This window comes from Azospirillum sp. Marseille-Q6669 (assembly GCF_965111635.1).
The window spans coordinates 194963-215798 of record NZ_CBCOOP010000005.1; the positions used below are offsets into that span (position 1 = coordinate 194963).

21 protein-coding genes are annotated in these 20836 nt (G+C 69.3%); 6 read left to right on the forward strand and 15 right to left on the reverse strand.

From position 1 onward, the window contains the following. Positions 1-130 precede the first annotated feature (130 nt). The 9 genes from ACWPXE_RS26205 to ccoN all read right to left on the reverse strand — a co-directional run bounded on the left by ACWPXE_RS26205 (position 131) and on the right by ccoN (position 9391). The gene (locus ACWPXE_RS26205) at positions 131-793 is read right to left on the reverse strand and encodes a Crp/Fnr family transcriptional regulator (protein WP_237904659.1); all 663 of its coding nucleotides are present in this window, start codon (positions 791-793) and stop codon (positions 131-133) included. A 207-nt stretch (positions 794-1000) separates the two neighbouring features. Beyond that, on the reverse strand, positions 1001-1138 hold the full coding sequence (gene ccoS / locus ACWPXE_RS26210; protein WP_454020535.1) for a cbb3-type cytochrome oxidase assembly protein CcoS: 138 nt from the start codon (positions 1136-1138) through the stop codon (positions 1001-1003). Beyond that, positions 1092-3560: a heavy metal translocating P-type ATPase gene (locus tag ACWPXE_RS26215; RefSeq protein WP_454020190.1), complete on the reverse strand. Its 2469-nt coding sequence runs from the start codon at positions 3558-3560 to the stop codon at positions 1092-1094. Before ACWPXE_RS26215 ends, ccoS begins: the two co-directional genes overlap by 47 nt. Positions 3561-3608: 48 nt before the next feature. Beyond that, on the reverse strand, positions 3609-4133 hold the full coding sequence (locus ACWPXE_RS26220; RefSeq protein WP_454020191.1) for a FixH family protein: 525 nt from the start codon (positions 4131-4133) through the stop codon (positions 3609-3611). A 46-nt stretch (positions 4134-4179) separates the two neighbouring features. Beyond that, positions 4180-5742, reverse strand: a complete 1563-nt coding sequence (ccoG, locus tag ACWPXE_RS26225) for a cytochrome c oxidase accessory protein CcoG (protein ID WP_454020192.1) — start codon at positions 5740-5742, stop codon at positions 4180-4182. A gap of 326 nt (positions 5743-6068) precedes the next feature. Beyond that, positions 6069-6956 (reverse strand): cytochrome-c oxidase, cbb3-type subunit III, encoded by an 888-nt coding sequence (gene ccoP, locus ACWPXE_RS26230; protein ID WP_454020193.1) that lies wholly within the window; start codon positions 6954-6956, stop codon positions 6069-6071. Positions 6957-6959: 3 nt separating this feature from the next. Beyond that, positions 6960-7121 carry a cbb3-type cytochrome c oxidase subunit 3 gene (locus ACWPXE_RS26235; RefSeq protein ID WP_014238792.1) on the reverse strand — a complete coding sequence of 54 codons (162 nt, stop codon included), beginning with the start codon at positions 7119-7121 and terminating at the stop codon, positions 6960-6962. A 13-nt stretch (positions 7122-7134) separates the two neighbouring features. Beyond that, complete coding sequence (gene ccoO / locus ACWPXE_RS26240; protein WP_114861498.1) at positions 7135-7875, reverse strand: cytochrome-c oxidase, cbb3-type subunit II; 741 nt, start codon at positions 7873-7875, stop codon at positions 7135-7137. Between the two features lie 19 nt (positions 7876-7894). After that, a complete protein-coding gene (gene ccoN, locus ACWPXE_RS26245) occupies positions 7895-9391 on the reverse strand; it encodes a cytochrome-c oxidase, cbb3-type subunit I (RefSeq protein ID WP_014238794.1) in 1497 nt (498 codons plus the stop codon). Between the two features lie 246 nt (positions 9392-9637). Between ccoN and ACWPXE_RS26250 the strand changes: the two genes are divergently transcribed. Then, positions 9638-10168 carry a hypothetical protein gene (locus ACWPXE_RS26250; RefSeq protein ID WP_014238796.1) on the forward strand — a complete coding sequence of 177 codons (531 nt, stop codon included), beginning with the start codon at positions 9638-9640 and terminating at the stop codon, positions 10166-10168. 117 nt (positions 10169-10285) lie between these two features. Continuing rightward, entirely contained in the window at positions 10286-11494 is a 1209-nt protein-coding gene (locus ACWPXE_RS26255) for a class I SAM-dependent rRNA methyltransferase (protein ID WP_454020194.1), read from the forward strand. A 76-nt stretch (positions 11495-11570) separates the two neighbouring features. Here the strand turns inward: ACWPXE_RS26255 and ACWPXE_RS26260 are convergent, their stop codons facing one another. Genes ACWPXE_RS26260 through ACWPXE_RS26270 form a run of 3 tightly spaced genes read right to left on the reverse strand, consistent with a single transcriptional unit; the run spans position 11571 to position 14717 of the window. Then, the gene (locus tag ACWPXE_RS26260) at positions 11571-12893 is read right to left on the reverse strand and encodes a class I SAM-dependent RNA methyltransferase (protein ID WP_454020195.1); all 1323 of its coding nucleotides are present in this window, start codon (positions 12891-12893) and stop codon (positions 11571-11573) included. Beyond that, on the reverse strand, positions 12890-14293 hold the full coding sequence (locus tag ACWPXE_RS26265; protein ID WP_454020196.1) for a multicopper oxidase family protein: 1404 nt from the start codon (positions 14291-14293) through the stop codon (positions 12890-12892). The genes ACWPXE_RS26260 and ACWPXE_RS26265 overlap by 4 nt, the downstream gene beginning before the upstream one ends. Positions 14294-14300: 7 nt before the next feature. Further along, complete coding sequence (locus ACWPXE_RS26270) at positions 14301-14717, reverse strand: acyl-CoA thioesterase (RefSeq protein ID WP_454020197.1); 417 nt, start codon at positions 14715-14717, stop codon at positions 14301-14303. A gap of 163 nt (positions 14718-14880) precedes the next feature. On the opposite strand from ACWPXE_RS26270, the gene ACWPXE_RS26275 reads away from it, so the two are divergent. Next, positions 14881-15123 (forward strand): hypothetical protein, encoded by a 243-nt coding sequence (locus ACWPXE_RS26275; RefSeq protein WP_149164597.1) that lies wholly within the window; start codon positions 14881-14883, stop codon positions 15121-15123. A gap of 9 nt (positions 15124-15132) precedes the next feature. Here the strand turns inward: ACWPXE_RS26275 and ACWPXE_RS26280 are convergent, their stop codons facing one another. Further along, positions 15133-15942, reverse strand: coding sequence for an ABC transporter permease (locus ACWPXE_RS26280; RefSeq protein ID WP_454020198.1), 810 nt, complete (start codon positions 15940-15942; stop codon positions 15133-15135). 13 nt (positions 15943-15955) lie between these two features. Beyond that, positions 15956-16840: an ABC transporter permease gene (locus ACWPXE_RS26285; protein WP_454020199.1), complete on the reverse strand. Its 885-nt coding sequence runs from the start codon at positions 16838-16840 to the stop codon at positions 15956-15958. A 197-nt stretch (positions 16841-17037) separates the two neighbouring features. Between ACWPXE_RS26285 and ACWPXE_RS26290 the strand changes: the two genes are divergently transcribed. Genes ACWPXE_RS26290 through ACWPXE_RS26300 form a run of 3 tightly spaced genes read left to right on the forward strand, consistent with a single transcriptional unit; the run spans position 17038 to position 19646 of the window. After that, complete coding sequence (locus ACWPXE_RS26290; protein WP_454020200.1) at positions 17038-17436, forward strand: DUF2946 family protein; 399 nt, start codon at positions 17038-17040, stop codon at positions 17434-17436. A 38-nt stretch (positions 17437-17474) separates the two neighbouring features. Further along, positions 17475-18014, forward strand: coding sequence for a YcnI family copper-binding membrane protein (locus tag ACWPXE_RS26295; RefSeq protein ID WP_137139663.1), 540 nt, complete (start codon positions 17475-17477; stop codon positions 18012-18014). A 15-nt stretch (positions 18015-18029) separates the two neighbouring features. Continuing rightward, entirely contained in the window at positions 18030-19646 is a 1617-nt protein-coding gene (locus tag ACWPXE_RS26300) for a copper resistance CopC/CopD family protein (RefSeq protein WP_454020201.1), read from the forward strand. Positions 19647-19652: 6 nt separating this feature from the next. Here the strand turns inward: ACWPXE_RS26300 and ACWPXE_RS26305 are convergent, their stop codons facing one another. Beyond that, positions 19653-20714, reverse strand: coding sequence for an ABC transporter ATP-binding protein (locus ACWPXE_RS26305; protein ID WP_454020202.1), 1062 nt, complete (start codon positions 20712-20714; stop codon positions 19653-19655). Positions 20715-20836: the final 122 nt, after the last annotated feature.

Sequence of the window (20836 nt, forward strand, 5' to 3'; positions counted from 1 at the left end):
GCGGATGTTAGCCCGCGCGGGCGCGTCCCGCCAGAGCGGGATCGCACGAAAGATGCGAATTTTTCCTGGAATACGACATATCAGATCACGAATGATGACCGAAGCAATCGTTTCGTGCCCGGAAAGAGACTCAGCAGCCCTCGGCCATGTCGTAGATGGCGTCCATGTCGCTGATCAGAACCTTGTTGCCTTCCTGCAGCGAGATGGCCCCGGCGGTCTTCAGCTGGGTGAAGGTGCGGCTGACCGTCTCGGTGGTCAGGCCCAGATAATCGGCGATGTCGGCCCGGCTCATCGGCACGTAGACGGGGTTTTCCTTGTGCCCGCGCCGGGCGGCGCGCTGGGACAGCATCAGCAGGAAGGAGCAGATCTTCTCCTTCGCCGTCTTGCGGCCAAGCAGCAGCATCTGGTCTTGCGCCGCCGCCAACTCGTTCGAGGCCATGGAGAAGAGACGGCGCTGCATCTTCGGGAACTCGTCCATCAGCGCGTCGATCTTCTTGCGCGGAAAGCGGCAGAGCGTCGCCGCCGTGACCGTCTCCGCGGTGTAGGCGTAGCTCTCATTGACGGCCAGACCCAGGAAGTCGCCGGTGACGAGGAAGCCGGTGATCTGGCGGCGCCCGTCCGGCAGCAGCTTGTACAATTTCACGGTGCCGGCGGTGACGTTGTAGAGCGCGTCCGCCGCGTCGCCCTCGCTGAACAGGGTCTGTCCGGCTTCGACGCGGGACGTCTGGAGGATGTCGGCGAGACGGCGCAGTTCCTCGGGGTCCAGAGCGGCGCAGACGGTCAGACTGCGCACGGGACAGGCCCCACAGGGATTCATCTCACTCGCCGCGCCCTTTTCGCGGGCGCGCCCCATGTCAAAGGGTGGCATGGCATGACCCAACCCTTAGCCGTACAACGCCCCCATAATCGTCATATTCGGTCTGTTTCGCAACGGTGCTCACGGGGGCCGTGGCCGAATTGCCATACGAATGCCTTATGAGCGGCCCGCCGGAGCGGCCAATCAGCGCCCTTTCGGCGGGTTCGACGGCTCGGCGTTCGGGCGCGGCGGCTCGTCGTCGAACAGGATGCGGTGGGCCGCCCCGTCCAGATCGTCAAACTGCCCGGACTTGAGAGCCCACAGGAACGCCCCCAGGCCCATCAGCCCCAGGCTCAGCGCGATCGCGATCAGATAGAGAAGCTCGGTCATCGGTCAGGTCCTTGGTCACCGCTCCGCGGCTGAGCCGCAGGGCGTTGGCGATAACGATCAGGGAGGAGGAGGACATGGCCAGCGCCGCCAGCAGCGGCGTCAGCATGCCCGCCATGGCGATGGGCACCGCGAACAGGTTGTAGACCAGCGCGATGCCGAAATTCTGGCGCACCAGCCGCCCGGAGCGGCGGGACACCTCGAACGCCTCCAGGATGGGGCGCAGGCGGCGGCCCTGGAACACCACGTCGGCGGCGGTCTGGCTGACGTCCACCGCGGTGGACGGCGACATCGACACGCTGGCCGCGGCCAGCGCCGGGGCGTCGTTCAGCCCGTCGCCGACCATCAGCACCTTGCGGCCCTCGGCGGCGAGCGCGTCCAGAACGGCGGTCTTGTCGGCGGGCGTCTGGCCGGCCCGCCAGTCCTCGATGCCCAGCTGCGCGGCCACCGCGGCCACGGCACCACGGCGGTCGCCGGACAGCAGCCGGACGTCCAGGCCCCGCGCCTTCAGCCCGCGCACCACCGCCGCGGCGTCGGCGCGCGGCGCGTCGAGGAAGGTGATGCGCACCGGCGCGGCGCCGGGGCGGGCCAGCCACAGCTCCGGTCCCGCGGCGTCCTCCGCCGTGTCCGGCGCGCCGGTGAAGGCGCGGCTGCCCAGCCGGATTTCCCCCTCCGGGCTGTCCAGGGCGAGGCCGGCGCCGGGGACCTCGCGCACGCCGGCGGCGACGGGAACACTGGGCAGCGCGCGGGTCAGGGCGCGGGCCAGCGGGTGGCGGCTGGTCCCGGCGAGCGCCGCGGCGAGGCGCAGGTCGTCCTCGGCCACGCCGTCGAACTGCGGGACGGGCCGACCCTCGGTCAGCGTGCCGGTCTTGTCGAAGACCACCGTGTCGATGACGGCCAGCCGCTCCAGCGCCGTGGCGGTCTTCAGCAGGATGCCCTGCCGCATCAGCCGCCCGCTGGCGATCACCTGGACCACCGGCACGGCCAGGGCCAGCGCGCAGGGGCAGGTGATGATCAGCACGGCGACGGCGTTCATCAGCGAATCCTGCCAGGGCAGCCCGCCGAGAATCAGCCAGCCCAGGAAGGTGCCCAGCGCCGCCACATGGACGACCGGGGCGTAATGGCGCGACACCCGGTCGGCGATGGCGACGTATTTGGCGCGGCCCTGCTCCGCCACCTCCATCAGCCGGACGATCTCGGCCAGCAGCGTGCCCTCCCCCACCGCGGTGACGGTCACGCGCAGCGGGGCGGTGAGATTCAGCATGCCGGCGAACACGCGGTCGCCGGGGCGCACGCTGCCCGGCACCGTCTCGCCGGTGATCAGAGCGGTGTCGAGGTCGGACACACCGTCGGCCACCGTGCCGTCGACCGCGACCCGCTCGCCCACCGCCACCAGGATGGTGGAGCCGGGGCTGACCTGATCCGGCGGGACGATGGCGCTGCGCCCGTCCTCGTTCAGCACGGTCACCGAGGTGGCGTGCAGGCCGAGAAGCTGCTCCGCCGCCGAACGCGCCCGGCCCCGCGCCCGCTGGTCGAGGTAGCGGCCGATCAACAGGAAGAACAGCAGCATCATCGCGCCGTCGAAATAGGCGTGCTGGCCGCTGTTGATCGTCTCGAACAGGCTCATGCTGGTGGCGAGCAGGACGCCGATGGTGATCGGCACGTCCATGTTCGTCCGCCCGCGCCGCAGCGCCTGGAAGGCCGAGCGCGCGAAGGGCCGCAGGGCGTAGGCGATGGCCGGCATGCAGACCAGCGCCGACAGCCAGTGCATCAGGTCGCGGGTGGCGGAGCCCATGCCCGTCGCGTGCCCGGCCCAGACCGACACCGACAGCAGCATCACGTTGCTGGCGCCGAAGCCGGCGACGGCCAGCGAGCGCAGAAGCTCCTTCTCCGTCTTCGCTTGAGCGTCGCCCAGCCGTTCCGGATCGAAGGGCACGGCGCGGTAGCCGATGCGGGCGACGGTATCGACGACCGTGTTGGCGTCGGTCTCGGCCTCGCGCCAGATCACCGAGAGGCGGCGCGTGGTCATGTTCAGCCGCGCGTGGGTCACCCCCGGCTGGCGGGCCAGCGCCGTCTCGATCAGCCAGACGCAGGCCGCGCATTGCAGCCCGTCGATCATCAGATGCAGGGAGGCGGTGCCATCCTCGGCGTGCTTGGCGTGGGGGGCATAGTCGAGGGGCGGCGCCTCGCCGTCCGGGCGCAGCGGCCGGGCGGCGGGATCGACGCAGCGCCGCTCGTAATAGCGTTCCAGCCCGAGCCCGCGGACGAGGTCGTAGGCCGCCGCGCAGCCGGTGCAGCAGAAGGGGCCGGCGCCGTCGGAGGCGATGGTGCCGGTGCCCTCGGGATGCTCCTGCCCGCAGTGGAGGCAGACGGTCATGTCACGAAACCCGTGTGCTGGTGTGCCGTAGCGTTGGGTGCTGGGTGCTTACTTGATGAAGAGGCGCTGCTCATCCTGGTAGTCGCCCGTGGCGTGGTGGATCTCCACGCGCAGGTCCCACTGGCCGGGCAGCGGCAGCGCCACCGGGGCGGCGAAGCGGCCCTCGCCCAGATAGGGCAGGTCGAGACGCACGTCGTGGCCCTCGCTGGTCGGGCGGATGAAGGCGACCTTCACCTCGGCGTCCTTCAGCAGGTTGCCGTACTTGTCGTGCAGCGTCAGCGCCAGGATGCCCTTCTGCGCCTCGGTGCTGGTGAAGTCGGTGGAGACCTTCCAGCCGCGCTCGGCCTGGGCGCGGGCGCCGGCCAGATCCTCGTTGTACTTCAGGCCCTTCATGAAATGCTGCTCGGTCTGGACGCCGGTCCAGCTCGACAGGGCGAAATGCAGCATCACGCCGTTGACCGCGATCACGACGGCGAAACCGGCCACGAAGATCCAGGGGATGTACCAGCCGGGCTGGCGGCCGGTCCGGCGGGGCGGGGTGCGGCGGGTTCCGGCGTCGGTGGACAGCGTCATCGTCGTCTTGACCTTTGGTGAATGCAGCGCGAAGAGCCGGTCGGGATCAGTTGGCCGGCCCCATGAAGACGGAGTCATAGGTCGCCACCTCACCATCGGCCGAGGTGAGCCTGAAGGTAAGGGGCTGGGAGGCGCCTTGCAAACCGGTGCGCGGCGCGGTCACGAAAATTCTGTAGGTCGCCACCATGTCCGGATCGGCGGTCAGGCGCTGGGTGCCGGCCTGCTCGTCCTGGCCGTCGCCGGCCACCGACAGGCTGGCCTCCGCCACGCCGGAGACCGCCAGCGTGTAGGAGCGCGGGTCGCGGGTCATGTTGGAGATCTTGAAGGTGTAGGCGTTGCGCACCGACCCGTCGGACAGCGCCACGAACAGCGGGGCGCGGTCGCGCAGGACGCTGATGTCCAGCCCCGGCTTCAGCAGAAGCCCGACGCCGATGCCGCCGGCGATGACCAGCATCATCAGCGTGTAGAGGATCGTGCGCGGGCGCAGCAGGCGGAAGCGCACCGGCTGCCCGCCGGTGGCGATGGCCACCTGGCTGGTCTGGGTGTCGAATTTGATGAGGCCGGCCGGCCGCCCGACCTTGATCATGATCTCGTCGCAGGCGTCGATGCACAGGCCGCAGCCGATGCACTGCATCTGCAGCCCGTCGCGGATGTCGATGCCGGCGGGGCAGACCTGGACGCAGTTGAAGCAATCGATGCAGTCGCCCAGCCCCTCGGCCCTGCGCTCCTCCCAGCTCTGCGACTTGCGCAGCAGGCTGCGGCCTTCGCCGCGCCAGTCCTGGTAGGTGACGATCAGGCTGTCCTCGTCGATCATCGCCGACTGGAAGCGCGGCCACGGGCACATGTAGGTGCAGACCTGCTCCCGCGCGAAACCGGCCAGCAGGTAGGTGGTGGCGGTGAAGAGCCCGATGAAGCCGAGGGCGGTGGAGGACACCTCGAAGCGCAGCATCTCGCCCAGCAAGGTTGGCGCGTCGGTGAAGTAGAAGATCCAGGCGCCGCCGGTCGCCAGAGCGATCAGCAGCCAGATCAGGTTCTTCAGAACCTTGCGCCCGGCCTTCCGGGCGGTCCAGGCGCCCTGGTCGAGGCGGATGCGCTCGCCACGGTCGCCTTCGACCAGCCGCTCCACCCAGACATAGAGGTCGGTCCACACCGTCTGCGGGCAGGCGTAGCCGCACCAGACGCGGCCCGCCAGCGAGGTCGCCAGGAAGAGGCCCAAAGCCGCCACGATCAGCGCGCCGGTCAGGTAATAGATCTGCTGCGGCCACAACTCCACGAAGAACAGGTAGAAGCGGCGGTTGGCGAGGTCGAGCAGCACCGCCTGGTCGGGGGCGTTCGGCCCGCGGTCCCAGCGAACCCAGGGCAGCACATAGTAGATCGCCAGGAGAACCGCCAGCGCCGCCCATTTGACGCGGCGGAAGGTGCCGTGCACCGCCTTGGGATAGACCTTGGCGTGCTTCTGGTACATGGAGCGCGACGCGCGACGCTGCGCCTTCGGCGGGGCGGCGGCGGGCGCATCCCCGACGGCCGGGCGTTCCAACCGGTCACTGTCCAATCGGTCGCTTCCCAATCGATCGCTTTGGGGCGGCTGCTGTTCGGTGGTCGTGCTCATGACCTCGCCCTCTTCGTCTGGGCCCTCTTCGTCTGGACCCTCTTCTTCTGGCGACCGCCGCGCGGGCGGCTTGGCCATGCCGACATGGTTCGGCCGTGGCGAGGGGACTATGGCGGCAGAACGTCACAGGGGCATTGCGCTGGATCAAAGGATTCGGGAGCGGATCGGAGGGATTCCGCCCTCTCCGCAGACCACAAAAAGGGCGGCCTAGGAAGGAGAAGGTCCAAAAAGAAAATGCCGGGGAGTCGCCTCCCCGGCACCGAAGTCCGGCGGACCCGCCAGGGAGAGCGTCCCCCTCCCCGGCCGGTCCTTCCTGTCTGGATGGCTTACTTGCCGCCGCCCAGGTTGTGGACGTAGACGGCCAGCGACTTGACCGTCGCGTCGTCCAGACGCTTCGACCAGGCGGGCATCACGCCGGCGCGGCCGTTCGTGATGGTCTCCACCAGCGTGGCCTTGTCGCCGCCATACAGCCAGTTGGCCGTGACGAGCGGCGGAGCGCCGACGTCCATGCCGACCGCAACCGAGCCCTGCGCGCTGTCGCCGTGGCAGGCGGCGCAGTTCTCGTCATAGACGGTCTTGCCCTTTTCCGCGGCGGCGGCGTCGGTCGACCGCTTGTTCAGCGACAGGACGTACTCGGCGACCTGACCGATCTGCTCGCGGTTCAGGATGCCGTCCCGGCCGAAGGCGGTCATGCCGATGCCGACCGTCCCGCGGGTGTCGCCGTCATCCGCACGGATGCCGTGCTGGATGGTCTTGTAGATGTCGGCGGTGGTGCCGCCCCACAGCCACACGTCGTCGGCGAGCGTCGGGAAGCCCTTGGCGCCCTGACCGCCGGCGCCGTGGCAGGCGGCGCAGTTCTCGTTGAAGTAGGAGCGGCCGCCGGCCATCGCGAAGGCAAGGAGGTCCTTGTTCTTCTGGATGTCCTCGACCGAGGTCGCCGCGATGGCCGTCAGGTACTTTTCCTGAGCCTTCTTGCCCTCGGCGATCTTCTGCACCAGCTCCTCGCGCTGCGAGTAGCCGAGCAGGCCCTTCGTGTAGCTCTTGCCCAGCGGCCAGGCCGGGTAGAGCACGTAGTAGACGAGGGACCACGCAATGCAGACGTAGAAGATGTACAGCCACCATTTGGGCAGGGGGTTGTTCAGCTCCCGCAGGCCGTCCCACTCGTGGCCGGTGGTCTCGACGCCGGAAAGGGCGTCCTTTTCTTTCTGTGCCATGGCCTAAAACTCCTGACCATCTTCCTTGAGCGGGATCCGGGAGGCGTCTTCGAACTTGCCCCGGTTGCCTGGCCACATGGCGTAGACCACGATGCCGGTGAAGAGCAGGGCCAGCCAGACGGTCCAGAAGGACCGCAGGGCGACAGTGATCGAATCCAAGTCCATGGATCCCTCCCGGTTACTGCTGGAGCTGCTTGGGCGACTGGTACTTGGTGAAATCCACCATGGTGCCCAGGACCTGCAGGTAGGCCACCAGCGCGTCCATTTCGGTGACGCCCTTGTTGCCCGTGAAGTTCGCCACGACGGCCTTCGGGTAGCGCTTCATCAGACCGGCCGTGTCGGCGTCCGGGTTCTTCTGCGCTTCGAGGTCGGCCTTGGCGCTGGCGATCTGCTCGTCCGTGTAGGGGACGCCGACGATGCGCAGGGTCTTCATGTGATCCTGGATGTCGGTGTACTTCAGCGGACGGTCCTTCATCCAGGCGTAGCCCGGCATGATCGACTCCGGCACTACGGCGCGCGGATCGACCAGATGGGCCACCTGCCAGTCGTTGGAGTACTTGCCACCCACGCGGGCCAGGTCCGGACCGGTGCGCTTGGAGCCCCACTGGAAGGGATGGTCGTACATGCTTTCCGCGGCCAGCGAGTAGTGACCGTAGCGCTCCACCTCGTCGCGGAACGGACGGATCTGCTGGCTATGGCAGTTGTAGCAGCCTTCGCGGAAGTAGATGTTCTGGCCAGCCAGTTCGAGCGGCGAGTAGGGACGGACCCCATCCACCTTCTCGATCGTCGACTCGATCGTGAACAGCGGGACGATCTGGACGAGGCCGCCGATCGACACGGTGATCAGGATCAGAACGATGAGCAGAAGCGTGTTCCGCTCGATCGTGTCGTGACTAAAGCCCTTTTTTTGCTCAGCCATTTTCTCAGTTCCTCCGGCGTCAGGCCGCACCGACCGCCGCCTTGTGCGGGGCGGAGGCATAGGGCTTCTCGATGCGGACGTCACCCTTGGCCGTGCGCCACAGGTTGTAGACCATGATCAGGGCACCAGCCAGGAACAGGACGCCGCCCAGAGCACGGATCACGTAGAAGGGATGCATGGCCGCGACCGTCTCGACGAACGAGTACTGGAGGAAGCCGAGGTTGTCGTAGGCGCGCCACATCAGGCCCTGCATGATGCCCGACACCCACATGGCGGTGATGTAGAGCACGATGCCGATGGTGGCGGTCCAGAAGTGGTAGCTGACCAGACGCAGGCTGTAGAGCTGCGAGCGCTTCCACAGGACCGGGACCAGATAGTAGATCGCGCCGAAGGAGATGAAGGCCACCCAGCCGAGCGCACCGGAGTGCACGTGGCCGATCGTCCAGTCGGTGTAGTGCGACAGGGCGTTGACCGGCTTCACCGACATCAGCGGACCCTCGAAGGTCGACATGCCGTAGAAGGCCACCGACGTCACGAGGAAGCGCAGGACCGGGTCGGTGCGCAGCTTGTCCCAGGCACCCGACAGGGTCATGATGCCGTTGATCATGCCGCCCCAGGACGGCATCCACAGCATGACCGAGAAGGTCATGCCCAGCGTCTGCGCCCAGTCCGGCAGGGCCGTGTAGTGCAGGTGGTGCGGGCCGGCCCAGATGTAGAGGAAGATCAGCGTCCAGAAGTGCACGATCGACAGGCGGTACGAATAGACCGGCCGCTCCGCGCGCTTCGGAACGAAGTAGTACATGATGCCGAGGAAGCCGGCGGTCAGGAAGAAGCCGACCGCGTTGTGGCCGTACCACCACTGCACCATGGCGCTCTGCACGCCCGAGACGAACGGGTAGGACTTCATCCCGGTCAGCGACACCGGGACGTTGACGTTGTTGCCGATGTGGAGGATCGCGACGGTCAGGATGAACGCCATGAAGAACCAGTTGGCGACGTAGATGTGCGACTCCTTGCGGGTCATCACCGTGCCGACGAACTGGATGGCGTAGAGGACCCAGATGACCGTCAGGTAGAGGTCGAGGATCCACTCCGGCTCCGCATACTCCTTGCCCTGGGTGTAGCCGAGCACGTAGCTGAGCGCCGCCAGGACGATGAAGATGTTGTAGTTCCAGAAGACGAACTTCGTGAGGCCTTCACCGCCGAACAGGAACTGGCGGCTGGTGCGCTGCACGGAGTAGAGCGAGGTGGCGAACAGGACGTTGCCGCCGAACGCGAAGATCACGGCCGACGTGTGGACCGGCCGCAGGCGCCCGAAGCTCGTCCACTCAAGGCCGAGATTCAGCGCCGGAAAAGCGAGCTGCAGCGCGATGAAGACGCCGGCCAGGAAGCCGACGACGCCCCAGAACACTGCAGCGATGACGAAGAGTCGGACGGCGTCTTCGTAGTAACGCACATTTTCCGACACCCGCTGGCTGCCCAGGGCGGCCCCTGGCGTCAGAGTCGCTGATGTCATTCAATCTCTCCCGTTTGCCCCGGGCGGCTCGGGCCGCTCCCTCTGAGGTTGCACCACCGCTGGGTACGTACTGTTAAGGAGGGGGGCAGGTTCACATACGATGCACTTCTTATGCGGACGCCGGTTGCGCCTGCCTCCAATAATCCCAATATGTGTAGGGGTGGACCTTGCAACATTGATCTACGTCAACGACCGGTCTTACCGGTGCCTGCCATCGTTCACCGTCCTTCACGCGGTCGGACGGGCATGGACGAAAGCTTCATCGCGAAACCTCTCGGTCAGCGTCAGATCGACCAGGCCTATCCGCTGGTGCGGGCCATCTTCCCGGACCTGCCGGTGGAGCAATGGCGCGCATTTGCCGCAGCACTTATCGGGCCGGTTGATACCCCCGCGACGCCGACGGGCATCATGACCGTGCAGAACGCACGGGGGTACCTCCATGGACTTTTCTCATACGCTATTGCGGAGCATCTTCGCCACGGCCGAATTCTGGCCGTGGAGAATTTCGTCGTGCTCGACCTGTTCGACATGACGGGTCCGGCGGAGACTTTGCTGCACTCCATGGATCGTCTGGCGCGCAGCCACGGATGCACGGCGATTCACACCTCCCTGCCGGAATTGCTGGCCGGGGAGACCGGGTCGCGCGGGTCCCTGCTGACATGCTTTCACCAGGACGGGCACCGCACGGAAACCTTGCGGCTGTGCAAGGCGATGGACGGCGCCAACGACAACCGCGCGCATCGGTCGCAGGCGGAAAGCCCACTCGGCATCCCGTAAGTCCCGCCGGAACGGGCCGGCGCCCCGCCCCATCCCGCGACTCCATCCTCCGTTTCCTACGACTCCGGCGATGTGACCGTTTGCTCGGCGGGCGCGAGCGGCTAGGATGCGGCCATCATGACCGACACCCCCACCACCCCCGTCAAATACCGGGCGATCCATCTGCAGGCCGGCCGCCAGCGGCGCGTCCTGCACGGCCACCCCTGGGTCTATTCCAACGAAGTCCAGATGGACACGGCGGCCAAGGCCATCCCGCCGGGCAGCCCGGTGCGCCTGCTGGACCCCGGCGGGAAACCGCTGGGCATCGCCACCTTCAACCCGCACACCCTGATCGCCGCGCGGATGCTGTCCAGCGACCCGGCGACGGTGGTCGACCACGCCTTCCTCGCCGGGCGGCTGAGGAGCGCGGTGGCGATGCGCGAGGCGCTGTTCGGCCGGCCCTACTACCGCGTCGTGCACGCGGAGGCCGACGGGCTGCCGGGATTGATCGTGGACCGCTACGGCGACGTGGTGACGGTGCAGGCCAACAGCGTCTTCATGGACCAGCGCATCGACGCCATCCTGGCCGCCATCGACGAGGTGCTGGCCCCGCGCGCGGTCATCCTGCGCAACGACAGCACCCAGCGCGCGCTGGAGGGACTGCCCGAGGAAAGCCGGCTGGTGAAGGGCGAGATCGACGGCCCGATCCGGCTGGAGGAAAACGGCGCCACCTTCTTCGCCGACCCGCTGGGCGGGCAGAAGACCGGTTGGTTCTACGACCAGCGCGACAACCGCGCCTTCATCGCCAAGCTGGCGAAGGGCAAGCGGGCCATCGACTTCTTCAGCTACAACGGCGGCTTCGGCGTGCTCTGCGCCGTCGAAGGCGCGTCGTCGGTGGTGTCGGTCGACCGCTCGCAGGGCGCGTTGGACAACGCCGCCCGCGCGGCGGAGGCCAACGGGGTGGCTGACCGCTTCGAGGCGCGCCGCGCCGACGCCTTCGAAGAGATGGAGCGGCTGAACGCCGAGGACGAGCGGTTCGGGGTGGTCATCGCCGACCCGCCGGCCTTCGTGAAGGCCAAGAAGGATCTCGCCGTCGGCTGCCGCGCCTACCGCAAGATGACCCGTCTGGCCGCCAAGATCACCGCGCCGGGCGGCTTCCTGCTTTGCGCGTCCTGCAGCCACAACGTCGACCCGCCGACCTTTGCCGAGCAGGTCGCCCGCGGCCTGCACGACGCCGGACGGACGGGGCGCATCCTGCGCAGCGCCGGGGCCGGCCCGGACCATCCGGTGCACCCGCATCTGCCGGAGTCGGCCTATCTCAAGGCCATCGTGATGCAGTTGGACTGAGGGTGACTCACCACGAAGGCACGAGGATGGTGATGATCGTCGTGCCCTTTGTGGCTCCCCGTTCCCCTCGCGGCCGCTACGGGCGGCTGAACACCCCGACGACCTCGACGTGGGCGGACCACAGGAACTGGTCCACGGGGTAAACGCGGCTCAACACATACCCGCCGTCCACCAGCGTCCGGGCGTCGCGGGCGAAGGTCGCGGGGTTGCAGGACACTGCCACCACCCGCGGCACCTTCGACCCGGCCAGGGCCTGCGCCTGGGCTGCGGCACCGGCGCGCGGCGGGTCGAAGACCACCGCATCGAACCGCGCCAGTTCCTTCGCCGTCAGCGGGTTCTCGAACAGGTCGCGCCGCTCCGTGGTCAGGCGCAGCGCCCCCGCCGCCTTGTTCAGCGCGGCCAGCGCCGGGGCGTCCCCCTCCACCGCATGGACCGCCGCCCGCTGGGCCAGCGGGACCGCGAAGGTGCCCAGACCGGCGAACAGGTCGGCCACCCGCTTCGGCTCCCCGATGTTGGCGAGGACGGCGGCAACCAGGGCGGCCTCCCCCTCGGCGCTCGCCTGGAGGAAGGCGCCGGGCGGCGGGGTGACCGGCAGGCCGGCGAAGGACACCGCCAGCGGACGGCGGTGGGCGATGGGCTCCGATGTGCCACGCTCGTCGGCCTGCCAGGAGATGCGGGCCACACCCTCCGCCTCGCCGAAAGCCACCAGCCGCTCCCGAGCCGCGCGGTCCAGGCTGCGCGGGCCGACCAGCACGAGGTCGATCCCGCCTTCCAGGTCGGTGGCGATCACGTCGCAGCCGCTGCCGTCCGGCAGAACCGACAGCAGCAGCCCGCGCAGCGGCTCCACCAGCGCGAACAGGCCGGGCCGCAGCACCGGACATTCCGTCAGGTCGGCCAGCCGGTGGCTCATCCGCTCGTTGAAGCCGAGCCAGACGCGGCGTCCCCGCTTCAGCGCGGCGAAGCGCGCGCGGCGGCGCGCGGCCGGAGGCGTCCGGGACAGCGGCTCCAGGGGCGCGTCACCCAGCCCGACACGGGCCAAAGCGCCCTGCACCAGCCCGACCTTCCAGGCGGCGTAGGCGGCGTCCTCCATGTGCTGGAGCGTGCAGCCGCCGCAGGTTCCGAAATGGGAACAGGGCGGCACGGCGCGTCCCGGGCCGGGCTCCAGGATCTCCAGCAGGTCGGCGCGCAGACCGTCTCCCTTGGCGTTGGCGGCCTCCTTCACGGCCACCCGCACGCGGTCGCCGGGGACGGTCAGCGGCACGAAGAGCTTGGCATCTTCGAAGCTGGCGATGCCGTCGCCGCGGGCGCCGACCTCGCCGATGGTCACCTCGGCAAGGCGGGGGCGGTGCGGGGCTCGCCGCTGCGGGGACGGGCGGTGTTTGGGGGCGGGTCGTTTCACGCGGTCACTCTCAGGACGGCCATCATGCCGGCTTCCTGATGCTCCAGAACATGGCAGTGGAGCATCCAGTCGCCGGCCTCTTCGGCCACGAAGGCGATCTCGGCCGTCTCATGGGGGCCGAGCAGGACGGTGTCGCGCCACTCGCGGTGTTCGGCCGGCCGGCCGTTGCGCGAGAGGACGCGGAAGGGAAAGCCGTGCAGGTGCATGGGGTGCCACCAGCCGGTCTCATTGACGAAGGCCGTCACCTGCGTTTGACGGCGTTTGACGGTGATGAGCGGTTCCAGATGATGATGCCCCATCGCCGCCACGCCGTTCAGCGCCCAGAAGGGGCCGCGCGGCCCGGCGTTCTTCGGCATGGCGCCGTGCATTCCGCCGTCCAGCACCACGTCCTGGCGGACGGCGCCGGCGAGATCGGGTTCGGGCAGCGGGTTGGCGGCCAGCGCGATCGGGGCGTCCAGCGGCGAATCACGCAAGGGGGCCTCGTCGCCGTAAGTCAGGCGGGTCAGCCGGTAGGCCATGCGCGGGTAGAAGCCGTCGACCACGTCGAACTCCTCGCCCGGCCTGCCTTCCATGTCGATCACGAGGTCGGCGCGCTGGCCGGGCGCCAGCACCACCTTGCCGTCCGGCGGGGCGTGCGGGGTCACCGGCTGGCCGTCGAGCGCGATCACCCGCGGCGCGTGCCCCTGGAAGTCGAGCGCGAAGACGCGGGCGTTCGCCGCGTTGATCAGGCGCAGGCGGACACGCTCCCCGGCGCGGACCGGCACGCGGTCCCGGACGGCGCCGTTGATGGTGACGGTGTTGCCGATGCGCCCGGCGTGGGTGGCGTCCATGGGATGGCCGAAGCCGCCGGCCAGTTCCGCCTCCCTGGTCAGCCGCCAGTCGCCGAGCAGCCAGAGCAGGTCGCGGTCGACGCGGATCGGCTCGCGCTCCTCCACGATGAAGGCGCCGGTCAGGCCGTGGGCCACCTGAACCCCGCTGTTGACGTGGGGGTGGTACCAGAAGGTGCCGGCGTCCTTCAGCGGGAATTCATAGTCGAACCGCCCGCCCGCCGGCACCGGCGGCTGCGACAGGCCGGGCACCCCGTCCATGGCGTTGGGAACGCGCAGGCCGTGCCAGTGGATGGTCGTCGGCTCCGGCAGGCCGTTGGCGAAGGCGATGCGCGCCGTGTCGCCCTGGCGGAAGCGCAGCTCCGGCCCCGGAATCCGCCCGTCATAGGCCCAGACCGCCGTGTCGGGAAAGCCCGCCCCCGCCAGATTGGCGCGGGCCGGACCGGCCGACAGGCTGACCGCCGTCCCCTCCCCCACCGCCGCGCGGGCCGCGCGCGGCAGCAGACCGGTCCCAGCCAGCAGGGCGGAGCCGGTCAGCAGATCGCGGCGGGTCAGCGGGAGAAAGGGCGGCACGGCGTCCTCACACGTAGCGGGCCAGGGCGTCGCGCAGGTCCGCCGGAACCGGGGTCGGGCGGTGGCTGTCCTTGTCGACGATGACGCAGACGGCCTCCTGCACGGCGATGCAGCGGTCGCCGTCGAAGATCGCCGCCCCCAGAACGACGGAGGTGTTGCCGACCTTCGCGACCCGCGCGCCGACGCGGATGTCCGCCGGGAACAGCAGCTCCGCCTTGTAGTCGATGACGCTGCGCGCCAGCACCACGGTCCAAGGGGACTCGCCGCGGAAACCGCCGCACTCATGGACCAGCGACACGCGAAGCTGCTCGAAATACACGCCGATGGCGTTGTTGTTGACGTGGCCGAGCGCGTCGAGGTCGGCGAAGCGCACATGCTCCGCGATCCAGAAACGGTAGAGGTCGGGGCGGGTCGGATCGGTCATGGTCGCCTGTCGAATGGTGGTTGGGGCCGAATGTGGCCGGTGGCGCGGGCCGGGGCAAGCCCGGGCATGACGGTCATTCCCCGCACCGTCCCGATTTGCCGCGCCAAGCCGGGCGGGCCGGTGTTATAGGAGTCGCACCATAACACCCGCAACGGACCGCAAGATGAGCAAGGACAGCACCAACCAGACGGCCGAGGCCCTCTTCGAGAAGGCCCTGTCGGTCGCCGAGAAGCATCTCGAGGCGGCGATCAAGGAAGGCGGGGTCCTGGGCCCCTACATCGCCGTCGCCATGATCGAGGCCGCCGTGAACACCGCCGTGGACGAGACCAGCCACGAGGACGTCATCGACATGCTGCGCGATCTGGCCGCCCAGATCGAAGCCGACGCCGACGAAAGCGAAGATTGATTCCTGCCGTCACGCGGGGTCCGGCTGCCGGCGCGCTTCGCGCCGGCGCAGGATTTCGTAGACGACGGCGCCCAGGATGGTCAGCGCGATCAGGATCAGCGACAGCGCGTTGACCGCGGGCGTCAGGCCCGTGCGCACCTTCGAGGCGATGTAGACCGTCAGCGTGGTGTCCAGCCCGCGCACGAACAGCGTCGTGTTGTAGTTCTCGAAGCTCTGCAGGAAGGCCAGAAAGGACGCCGACAGGATGGCCGGCGTCAGATACGGCAGCGTGATCCGCCGGAACACCTGCCCGTGGGTGGCGCCCAGATCCAGCGCCGCCTCCTCCAGCGTCTGGTCGAACCGTTGCAGCCGCGCCAGGAACAGCAGCATCGCGTAGGCCGCGATGAAGCTGGACTGCGCCAGGATGGTCAGGAACAGGCCTCCGGTCACCCCGAACCACTCCCGCCAGAAGACCAGCGTGGAGATGCCGACGATCACCCCCGGCGTCAGCAGCGGCGACACCATCACGGCGTAGAGGAAGGTCCGCGCCCGGCTGTGCAGCCGGTCGAGCAGCAGCGCCGCCGCCAGCCCCAGCGGCACCGCCACCGCGATCACCCCCGCCCCGACCAGCAGGCTGGTGCCCAACGCCTGCCACATGCGCTGGTCGGCCCACAGGGCGCCGAACCATTGCAGCGTGAAGCCCATCCAGGGGGTGACGGTCGGGAAGCGGCTGCTGTTGAAGGTCGCCGCCGCCATGATCCCCAGCGGCAGGAACAGATAGCCGAAGAACACGACCAGATAGGCGCCGGTGACCCAGCGGCGGAAACTTGCGGCGGTCATTTGGCGATGTCCGTCACTTGGCGATATCCGTGAGGCCGACGCGGAACAGCCGCATCATCAGCAGGATGAAGGCGACGCACAGGATCAGCAGGATGAAGGCGTAGGCCGCCCCCTGGTTCCAGTTCCCGCCCTCGAAGAACCAGTTGTAGATGACCTCGGTGAACCAGCGGCTCTGCGGTCCGCCCAGCAGGGCCGGCACGGCGTAGCTGCCCGCCGCCAGCATGAAGGTCATGATGCAGCCGACCGCGATGCCCGGCTTGGCGTGGGGGATGACGATGCGGCGGTGGATGCGCAGCCAGCCGGCCCCCAGATCGCGCGCCGCCTCGATCTGGTTGCGGTCCAGCGACTCCATGGCGTTCATGATCGGGAACACCATGAAGAGGATGTAGACGTAGACCATCCCGATGATCACCCCGGCGTCGCCGCCGAGCAGCCGCTGCGGCTCCGAAAAGAGGCCGAGCCCGACCAGAAGCGCGTTCAGCGGCCCGTTGAAGGCCAGGATGATGTACCAGGCGAAGGTGCGCAGCAGCTCGTTGATCCAGAAGGGCACGACGAGCATCAACACGAGCAGCGGCAGGCGCCGCCGCGGCGCCACCTGCGCCATGTAGAAGGCGACGGGGTAGCAGACGGCCAGCGTGACGGCGGTGACGAGGCTGCTGGCCCAGATCGTCTTGAGGAAGATCGCCAGATGGATCTGGTTGGTCCACAGCGTCGCGTAGTTGCGCAGCGTGTAGACGTCCTCCGGCCCGCCGGCCTTGCTGGGCGGCAGCGACGGACGGAAGGAAAAATCCACCATCAGCAATTGCGGCAGCACGACCAGCAGCAGAAGCCACGCGGCCACCGCCAGCAGGATCGCCGAGGTCAGAACCGGACCGTACCGGCGCAGCACGCCGCCCATGACCACTCCCCCACCCGCCGAGACTGAGCCAAGATTCTAGGATCGAAAGCCTCTCACGACCCTGGGCCGGAGCGCAAGCGAGGCTATGCCCCGGCAAAAGACCAGAGACTTCGAATAACCACATTTTTATTGCCTTTTTCCGGTCCCCGGACTGTGCCCATAGTGGCGTCATGCGTGCATGGCGGACATCCGGCGTGATGAAGGAGGCAACAGCGTGGGTCGCCGCGCTGGTGCTGGTCTTCCACGCCCTGGTCATGGCCACCCACATCCCGGCGCCGCTGGCCAAGGTGCTGGCGGAGTCGGCGCAGCTCGCCATGGCCGGCTCGATCTGCCACTCCGGCGCCGCGCCCGACGCCTCCGCCGTGCAGCACTCCGACCATGGCCCCGTCCCGGACGGTACGCTGGGCCACGTCACCTATTGTCCGATCTGCCTGTCGCTGGGCGGCGGGTCCCTGTTGGGTCCGGTCCTGGCACCGGCCCCGCTGCCGCCGGCCGGGATCGTGCTGGCCGCCGTTCCGCTGCCCACGGACGACGAGGCCGGGGCCGGCCGCGTCCCGCGCGCCTTCTCCGCCAGGGCGCCTCCGGTGGGTGTCTGAACCGACACCCTCAGACAGACCCACACCGGAGAGTTCCCATGATCCGCAACACCCGCGGCGCCCTGCTGGCCGCCGCCGTCCTCGCTTGCCTGCCCGGTCTTCTTCCTGGTTCCGCCGCCCTCGCCCACACCACGCTGGAGACCAAGCAGGCCCCCGCCGCCAGCACCTACAAGGGCGTGCTGCGCGTCGGCCATGGCTGCGGCGCGTCCCCCACCGTGGCCCTGCGCGTGCAGATCCCGGAGGGAGTCATCGCGGTAAAGCCGATGCCCAAGCCCGGCTGGACCCTGACGACCAAGGAGGGCCAATACGCCAAGGCCTACGACTATTACGGCGAGTCGCTGAGCAAGGGCGTCACCGAGATCGCCTGGACCGGCGGCTCGCTGCCGGACGCCCATTACGACGAGTTCGTCTTCCGCGCCCGCCTGCCCGACGCCGCCCCCGGCACCGTGGTCTATTTCCCCGTGGTGCAGGAGTGCGAGACGGGCGTGCACCGCTGGATCGAGATCCCGGAGCCGGGCAAGACCGACCACGACGTCAAGGAGCCGGCCCCCGGCGTCACCCTGACCGCCAAGCCGTAAGGGAAGGAAAAACGCATGCGCCGGCTGGTCGTGGGGTGGGTCGCCGCCCTGATGCTGCTGTCCCTGTCCGCGCCGGCCCTGGCGCATGCCGTGCTGGTCGAGAGCGCCCCGGAGGACGGGGCGCGGCTCGACAACCCGCCCGCCGAGGCCGTGCTGCGCTTCAACGAACCGGTTCGGCCGGTGTCGGTGACGCTGATCGGCCCCGGCGGGGTGACGCTTCCCCTGCCCGCCCCGGCCGCCGGGGACGGGGCGCTTCGCGTCGCGCTGCCCGGCGGGCTGGCGGTGGGGACCCACATCCTCAGCTACCGCGTCAGCTCGGCGGACGGTCACCCGGTCGCCGGATCGCTCCTGTTCGGGATCGGTGCGGAACCGGAACGACCTGTGGAGCTGGGGGGCGCGACACCGCCGGCCACGCTGCTGGCCGCTGCCGCGGTTCGGGCGCTCCATTACGGAAGCCTGCTCGCGGCGGTCGGCGGCGGGCTGTTCCTGGTGCTGGTGGCGGGGCGGTGGAGTCCGCTGAACCGCCGCCTGCGCCCCGGCCTGTGCCTGGGCGTCGGCGTCGCCGCCCTGGTGGCCGTGCTGAACGCCGGTCTGGCCGGCGCGGTGCTGGAAGGGGCGCCGCTGTCCGCCCTGGCCAGCGCCCCGCCTTGGATCGCCGGCCTGACCAGCACGGCGGGGCCGAGCGTCCTCCTGGCCCTGCTCAGCCTGATCGCCGCCGCGCTGGGGCTGGCGCTGGAGGAGCGTGGGACGGCGGGCAGCGTGCTGCTGGTCGCCGGGGCGGTTGGGGCGGCGCTGGCGCTGGCCGCCACCGGCCACGCCGCGACCGCGGAGCCGCGCTGGCTCAGCGTGCCGCTGGTCACCCTGCACGGTCTGGCGGTGGCCTTCTGGATCGGCAGCTTCTGGCCGCTGGCCGTGCTGCTGCGGACAGAACCGCCGGCCGAGTCGCTACGGCTGGTTCGGCGCTTCTCCGCCATCGCGGTTCCGGCGGTGGCCGTCCTGCTGCTGGCCGGGGCGGGGCTGAGCGCGTTGCAACTCGGCGACCCGCGCACCATCCTGACCACCGCCTACGGCCAGATGTGGACCGGCAAGATCGTCTGCGCGCTGGCCCTGCTGGCGCTGGCCGCCGTCAACCGCTGGCGGCTGACACCGCGGCTGGAGGTCATGGGCGGACAGGCCGCGGCCCGGCTGCGCGCCAGCGTCCACACCGAAATGGTGGTGGCGGCGCTGGTCGTGCTGTTCACCGCCGGGCTGGGCACCACCCCGCCGCCGCGCACCCAGGCCCTGCCGGTCTTCGCCGAGAAGCCGGCGGGCTTCAGCACCGCGATCGTGGCGCGCGGGCGCACCGCCATCGTGACGGTGACCCCAGCCACGCCGGGAGCGAACCGCGTCGAGATGCGCCTGACGGGACCGGGCGGCGCGCCGCTCGACGCGCTGGAGGTGTCGGCGGAGCTGGCCCTGCCCGCCGCCGGGATCGAGGGCATCACCCGCCCCCTGCCCAAGGTGGCGCCCGGGGTCTATGCGGCGGACGGGGTGACGCTGCCGGTGGCCGGGTCCTGGGCGGTGCGGCTCGACGCTCTGGTCAGTGACTTCGAGAAGGTGCCCTTCCGCGCGGCGGTGCCAATCGGGCGCTGACCGGCGTTACGCCGGCGTGTCGGGCAGCACCACGGCGTCCTCCGCCCGGAAGGCGATCCGGGCGGGGTCGCCGGGGGTCAGCGGCGGCTCGTCGCCGAGATGCGGGACCTGGACGGTGATGCCGCCCTCCAGGAAGGCGTTGATGAAGGCGCCCTCGAAATCCCGGTGGGTGACCCGCGCCTCCAGCGCGTTCTCCGCCCCCGCCCCCGCCGCCATACGCTCCGGCCGGACGAACAGGGTGGCGCGGTCGCCGGGGGCGAGGCGGCGCGGGTTGCGCCCGATCAGCCGGCCGTGGGGCGTGTCCAGAGCGGCCAACCCGTCGGCCGACTCGGCGACAGTCCCGGAAAAGCGGTTGTTCTCCCCCACGAAGGAGGCGACGAAGGCGGTTTCCGGATGGTCGTAGATGGCCCGGCCGTCGCCCACCTGCTCCAGAACGCCCCTGGACATCACGCCGATCCGGTCGGACATGGTCAGCGCCTCGCCCTGGTCGTGGGTGATGTAGATGAAGGTCACGCCGGTCCGCTTCTGCAGGTCGCGCAGCTCGGCGCGCATGTGCTGGCGCAGCTTCAGGTCCAGCGCCGACAGCGGCTCGTCCAGCAGCAGGACGGCGGGTTCCACGGCCAGAGCGCGGGCGATGGCGATGCGCTGGCGCTGGCCGCCCGAGAGCTCCGTCACCTTCTTTTCCGCGGCGTCGGGCAGCGCCACGAGGTCGAGCAGCTTGCGCACCCGCCCCTGCCGTTCCGCCGAGGGCACGCCACGCACCTCCAGCCCGAAGCCGATGTTCTCCGCCACTGTCATCAGCGGGAACAAGGCGAGGTTCTGGAAGATCAGCGCGGTCGGGCGCTTGTTCGGGCCGATGCCGCGCATGTCACGGCCGCCGATGCGGATGGCGCCCTCCGTCGGCTCCATGAAGCCGGAGACCATGCGCAGGATGGTGGTCTTGCCGCAGCCCGACGGGCCGAGGAAGCTGAAGAATTCCCCCGCCCCGACCGTCAGCGACACGTCGCGGACGGCGGTGACGGAACCAAACCGCATGGTGACGGACTCGAGCTGGACGTCCTGACTCATAGGCACCTGATTGAAAATCAATCCCTTGTGGGACGATCACACGCCGCCATCCTTAACCCTCTCCCCTCCGGGGAGAGGGAGGCCCGAAGGGCCGGTGAGGGGGTTGTGCGTGGCGGTACGTC

Bases quoted from the DNA above. Each gene is read 5' to 3' on its own strand.
- ccoS (WP_454020535.1), bottom strand. From the start codon at position 1,138: ATGGGCCTGGGGGCGTTCCTGTGGGCTCTCAAGTCCGGGCAGTTTGAC.
- ACWPXE_RS26215 (WP_454020190.1), bottom strand. From the start codon at position 3,560: ATGACCGTCTGCCTCCACTGCGGGCAGGAGCATCCCGAGGGCACCGGC.
- ACWPXE_RS26220 (WP_454020191.1), bottom strand. From the start codon at position 4,133: ATGACGCTGTCCACCGACGCCGGAACCCGCCGCACCCCGCCCCGCCGG.
- ccoG (WP_454020192.1), bottom strand. From the start codon at position 5,742: ATGAGCACGACCACCGAACAGCAGCCGCCCCAAAGCGATCGATTGGGA.
- ccoP (WP_454020193.1), bottom strand. From the start codon at position 6,956: ATGGCACAGAAAGAAAAGGACGCCCTTTCCGGCGTCGAGACCACCGGC.
- ACWPXE_RS26235 (WP_014238792.1), bottom strand. From the start codon at position 7,121: ATGGACTTGGATTCGATCACTGTCGCCCTGCGGTCCTTCTGGACCGTC.
- ccoO (WP_114861498.1), bottom strand. From the start codon at position 7,875: ATGGCTGAGCAAAAAAAGGGCTTTAGTCACGACACGATCGAGCGGAAC.
- ccoN (WP_014238794.1), bottom strand. From the start codon at position 9,391: ATGACATCAGCGACTCTGACGCCAGGGGCCGCCCTGGGCAGCCAGCGG.
- ACWPXE_RS26250 (WP_014238796.1), top strand. From the start codon at position 9,638: ATGGACGAAAGCTTCATCGCGAAACCTCTCGGTCAGCGTCAGATCGAC.
- ACWPXE_RS26255 (WP_454020194.1), top strand. From the start codon at position 10,286: ATGACCGACACCCCCACCACCCCCGTCAAATACCGGGCGATCCATCTG.
- ACWPXE_RS26270 (WP_454020197.1), bottom strand. From the start codon at position 14,717: ATGACCGATCCGACCCGCCCCGACCTCTACCGTTTCTGGATCGCGGAG.
- ACWPXE_RS26275 (WP_149164597.1), top strand. From the start codon at position 14,881: ATGAGCAAGGACAGCACCAACCAGACGGCCGAGGCCCTCTTCGAGAAG.
- ACWPXE_RS26280 (WP_454020198.1), bottom strand. From the start codon at position 15,942: ATGACCGCCGCAAGTTTCCGCCGCTGGGTCACCGGCGCCTATCTGGTC.
- ACWPXE_RS26285 (WP_454020199.1), bottom strand. From the start codon at position 16,840: ATGGGCGGCGTGCTGCGCCGGTACGGTCCGGTTCTGACCTCGGCGATC.
- ACWPXE_RS26290 (WP_454020200.1), top strand. From the start codon at position 17,038: ATGAAGGAGGCAACAGCGTGGGTCGCCGCGCTGGTGCTGGTCTTCCAC.
- ACWPXE_RS26295 (WP_137139663.1), top strand. From the start codon at position 17,475: ATGATCCGCAACACCCGCGGCGCCCTGCTGGCCGCCGCCGTCCTCGCT.
- ACWPXE_RS26300 (WP_454020201.1), top strand. From the start codon at position 18,030: ATGCGCCGGCTGGTCGTGGGGTGGGTCGCCGCCCTGATGCTGCTGTCC.
- ACWPXE_RS26305 (WP_454020202.1), bottom strand. From the start codon at position 20,714: ATGAGTCAGGACGTCCAGCTCGAGTCCGTCACCATGCGGTTTGGTTCC.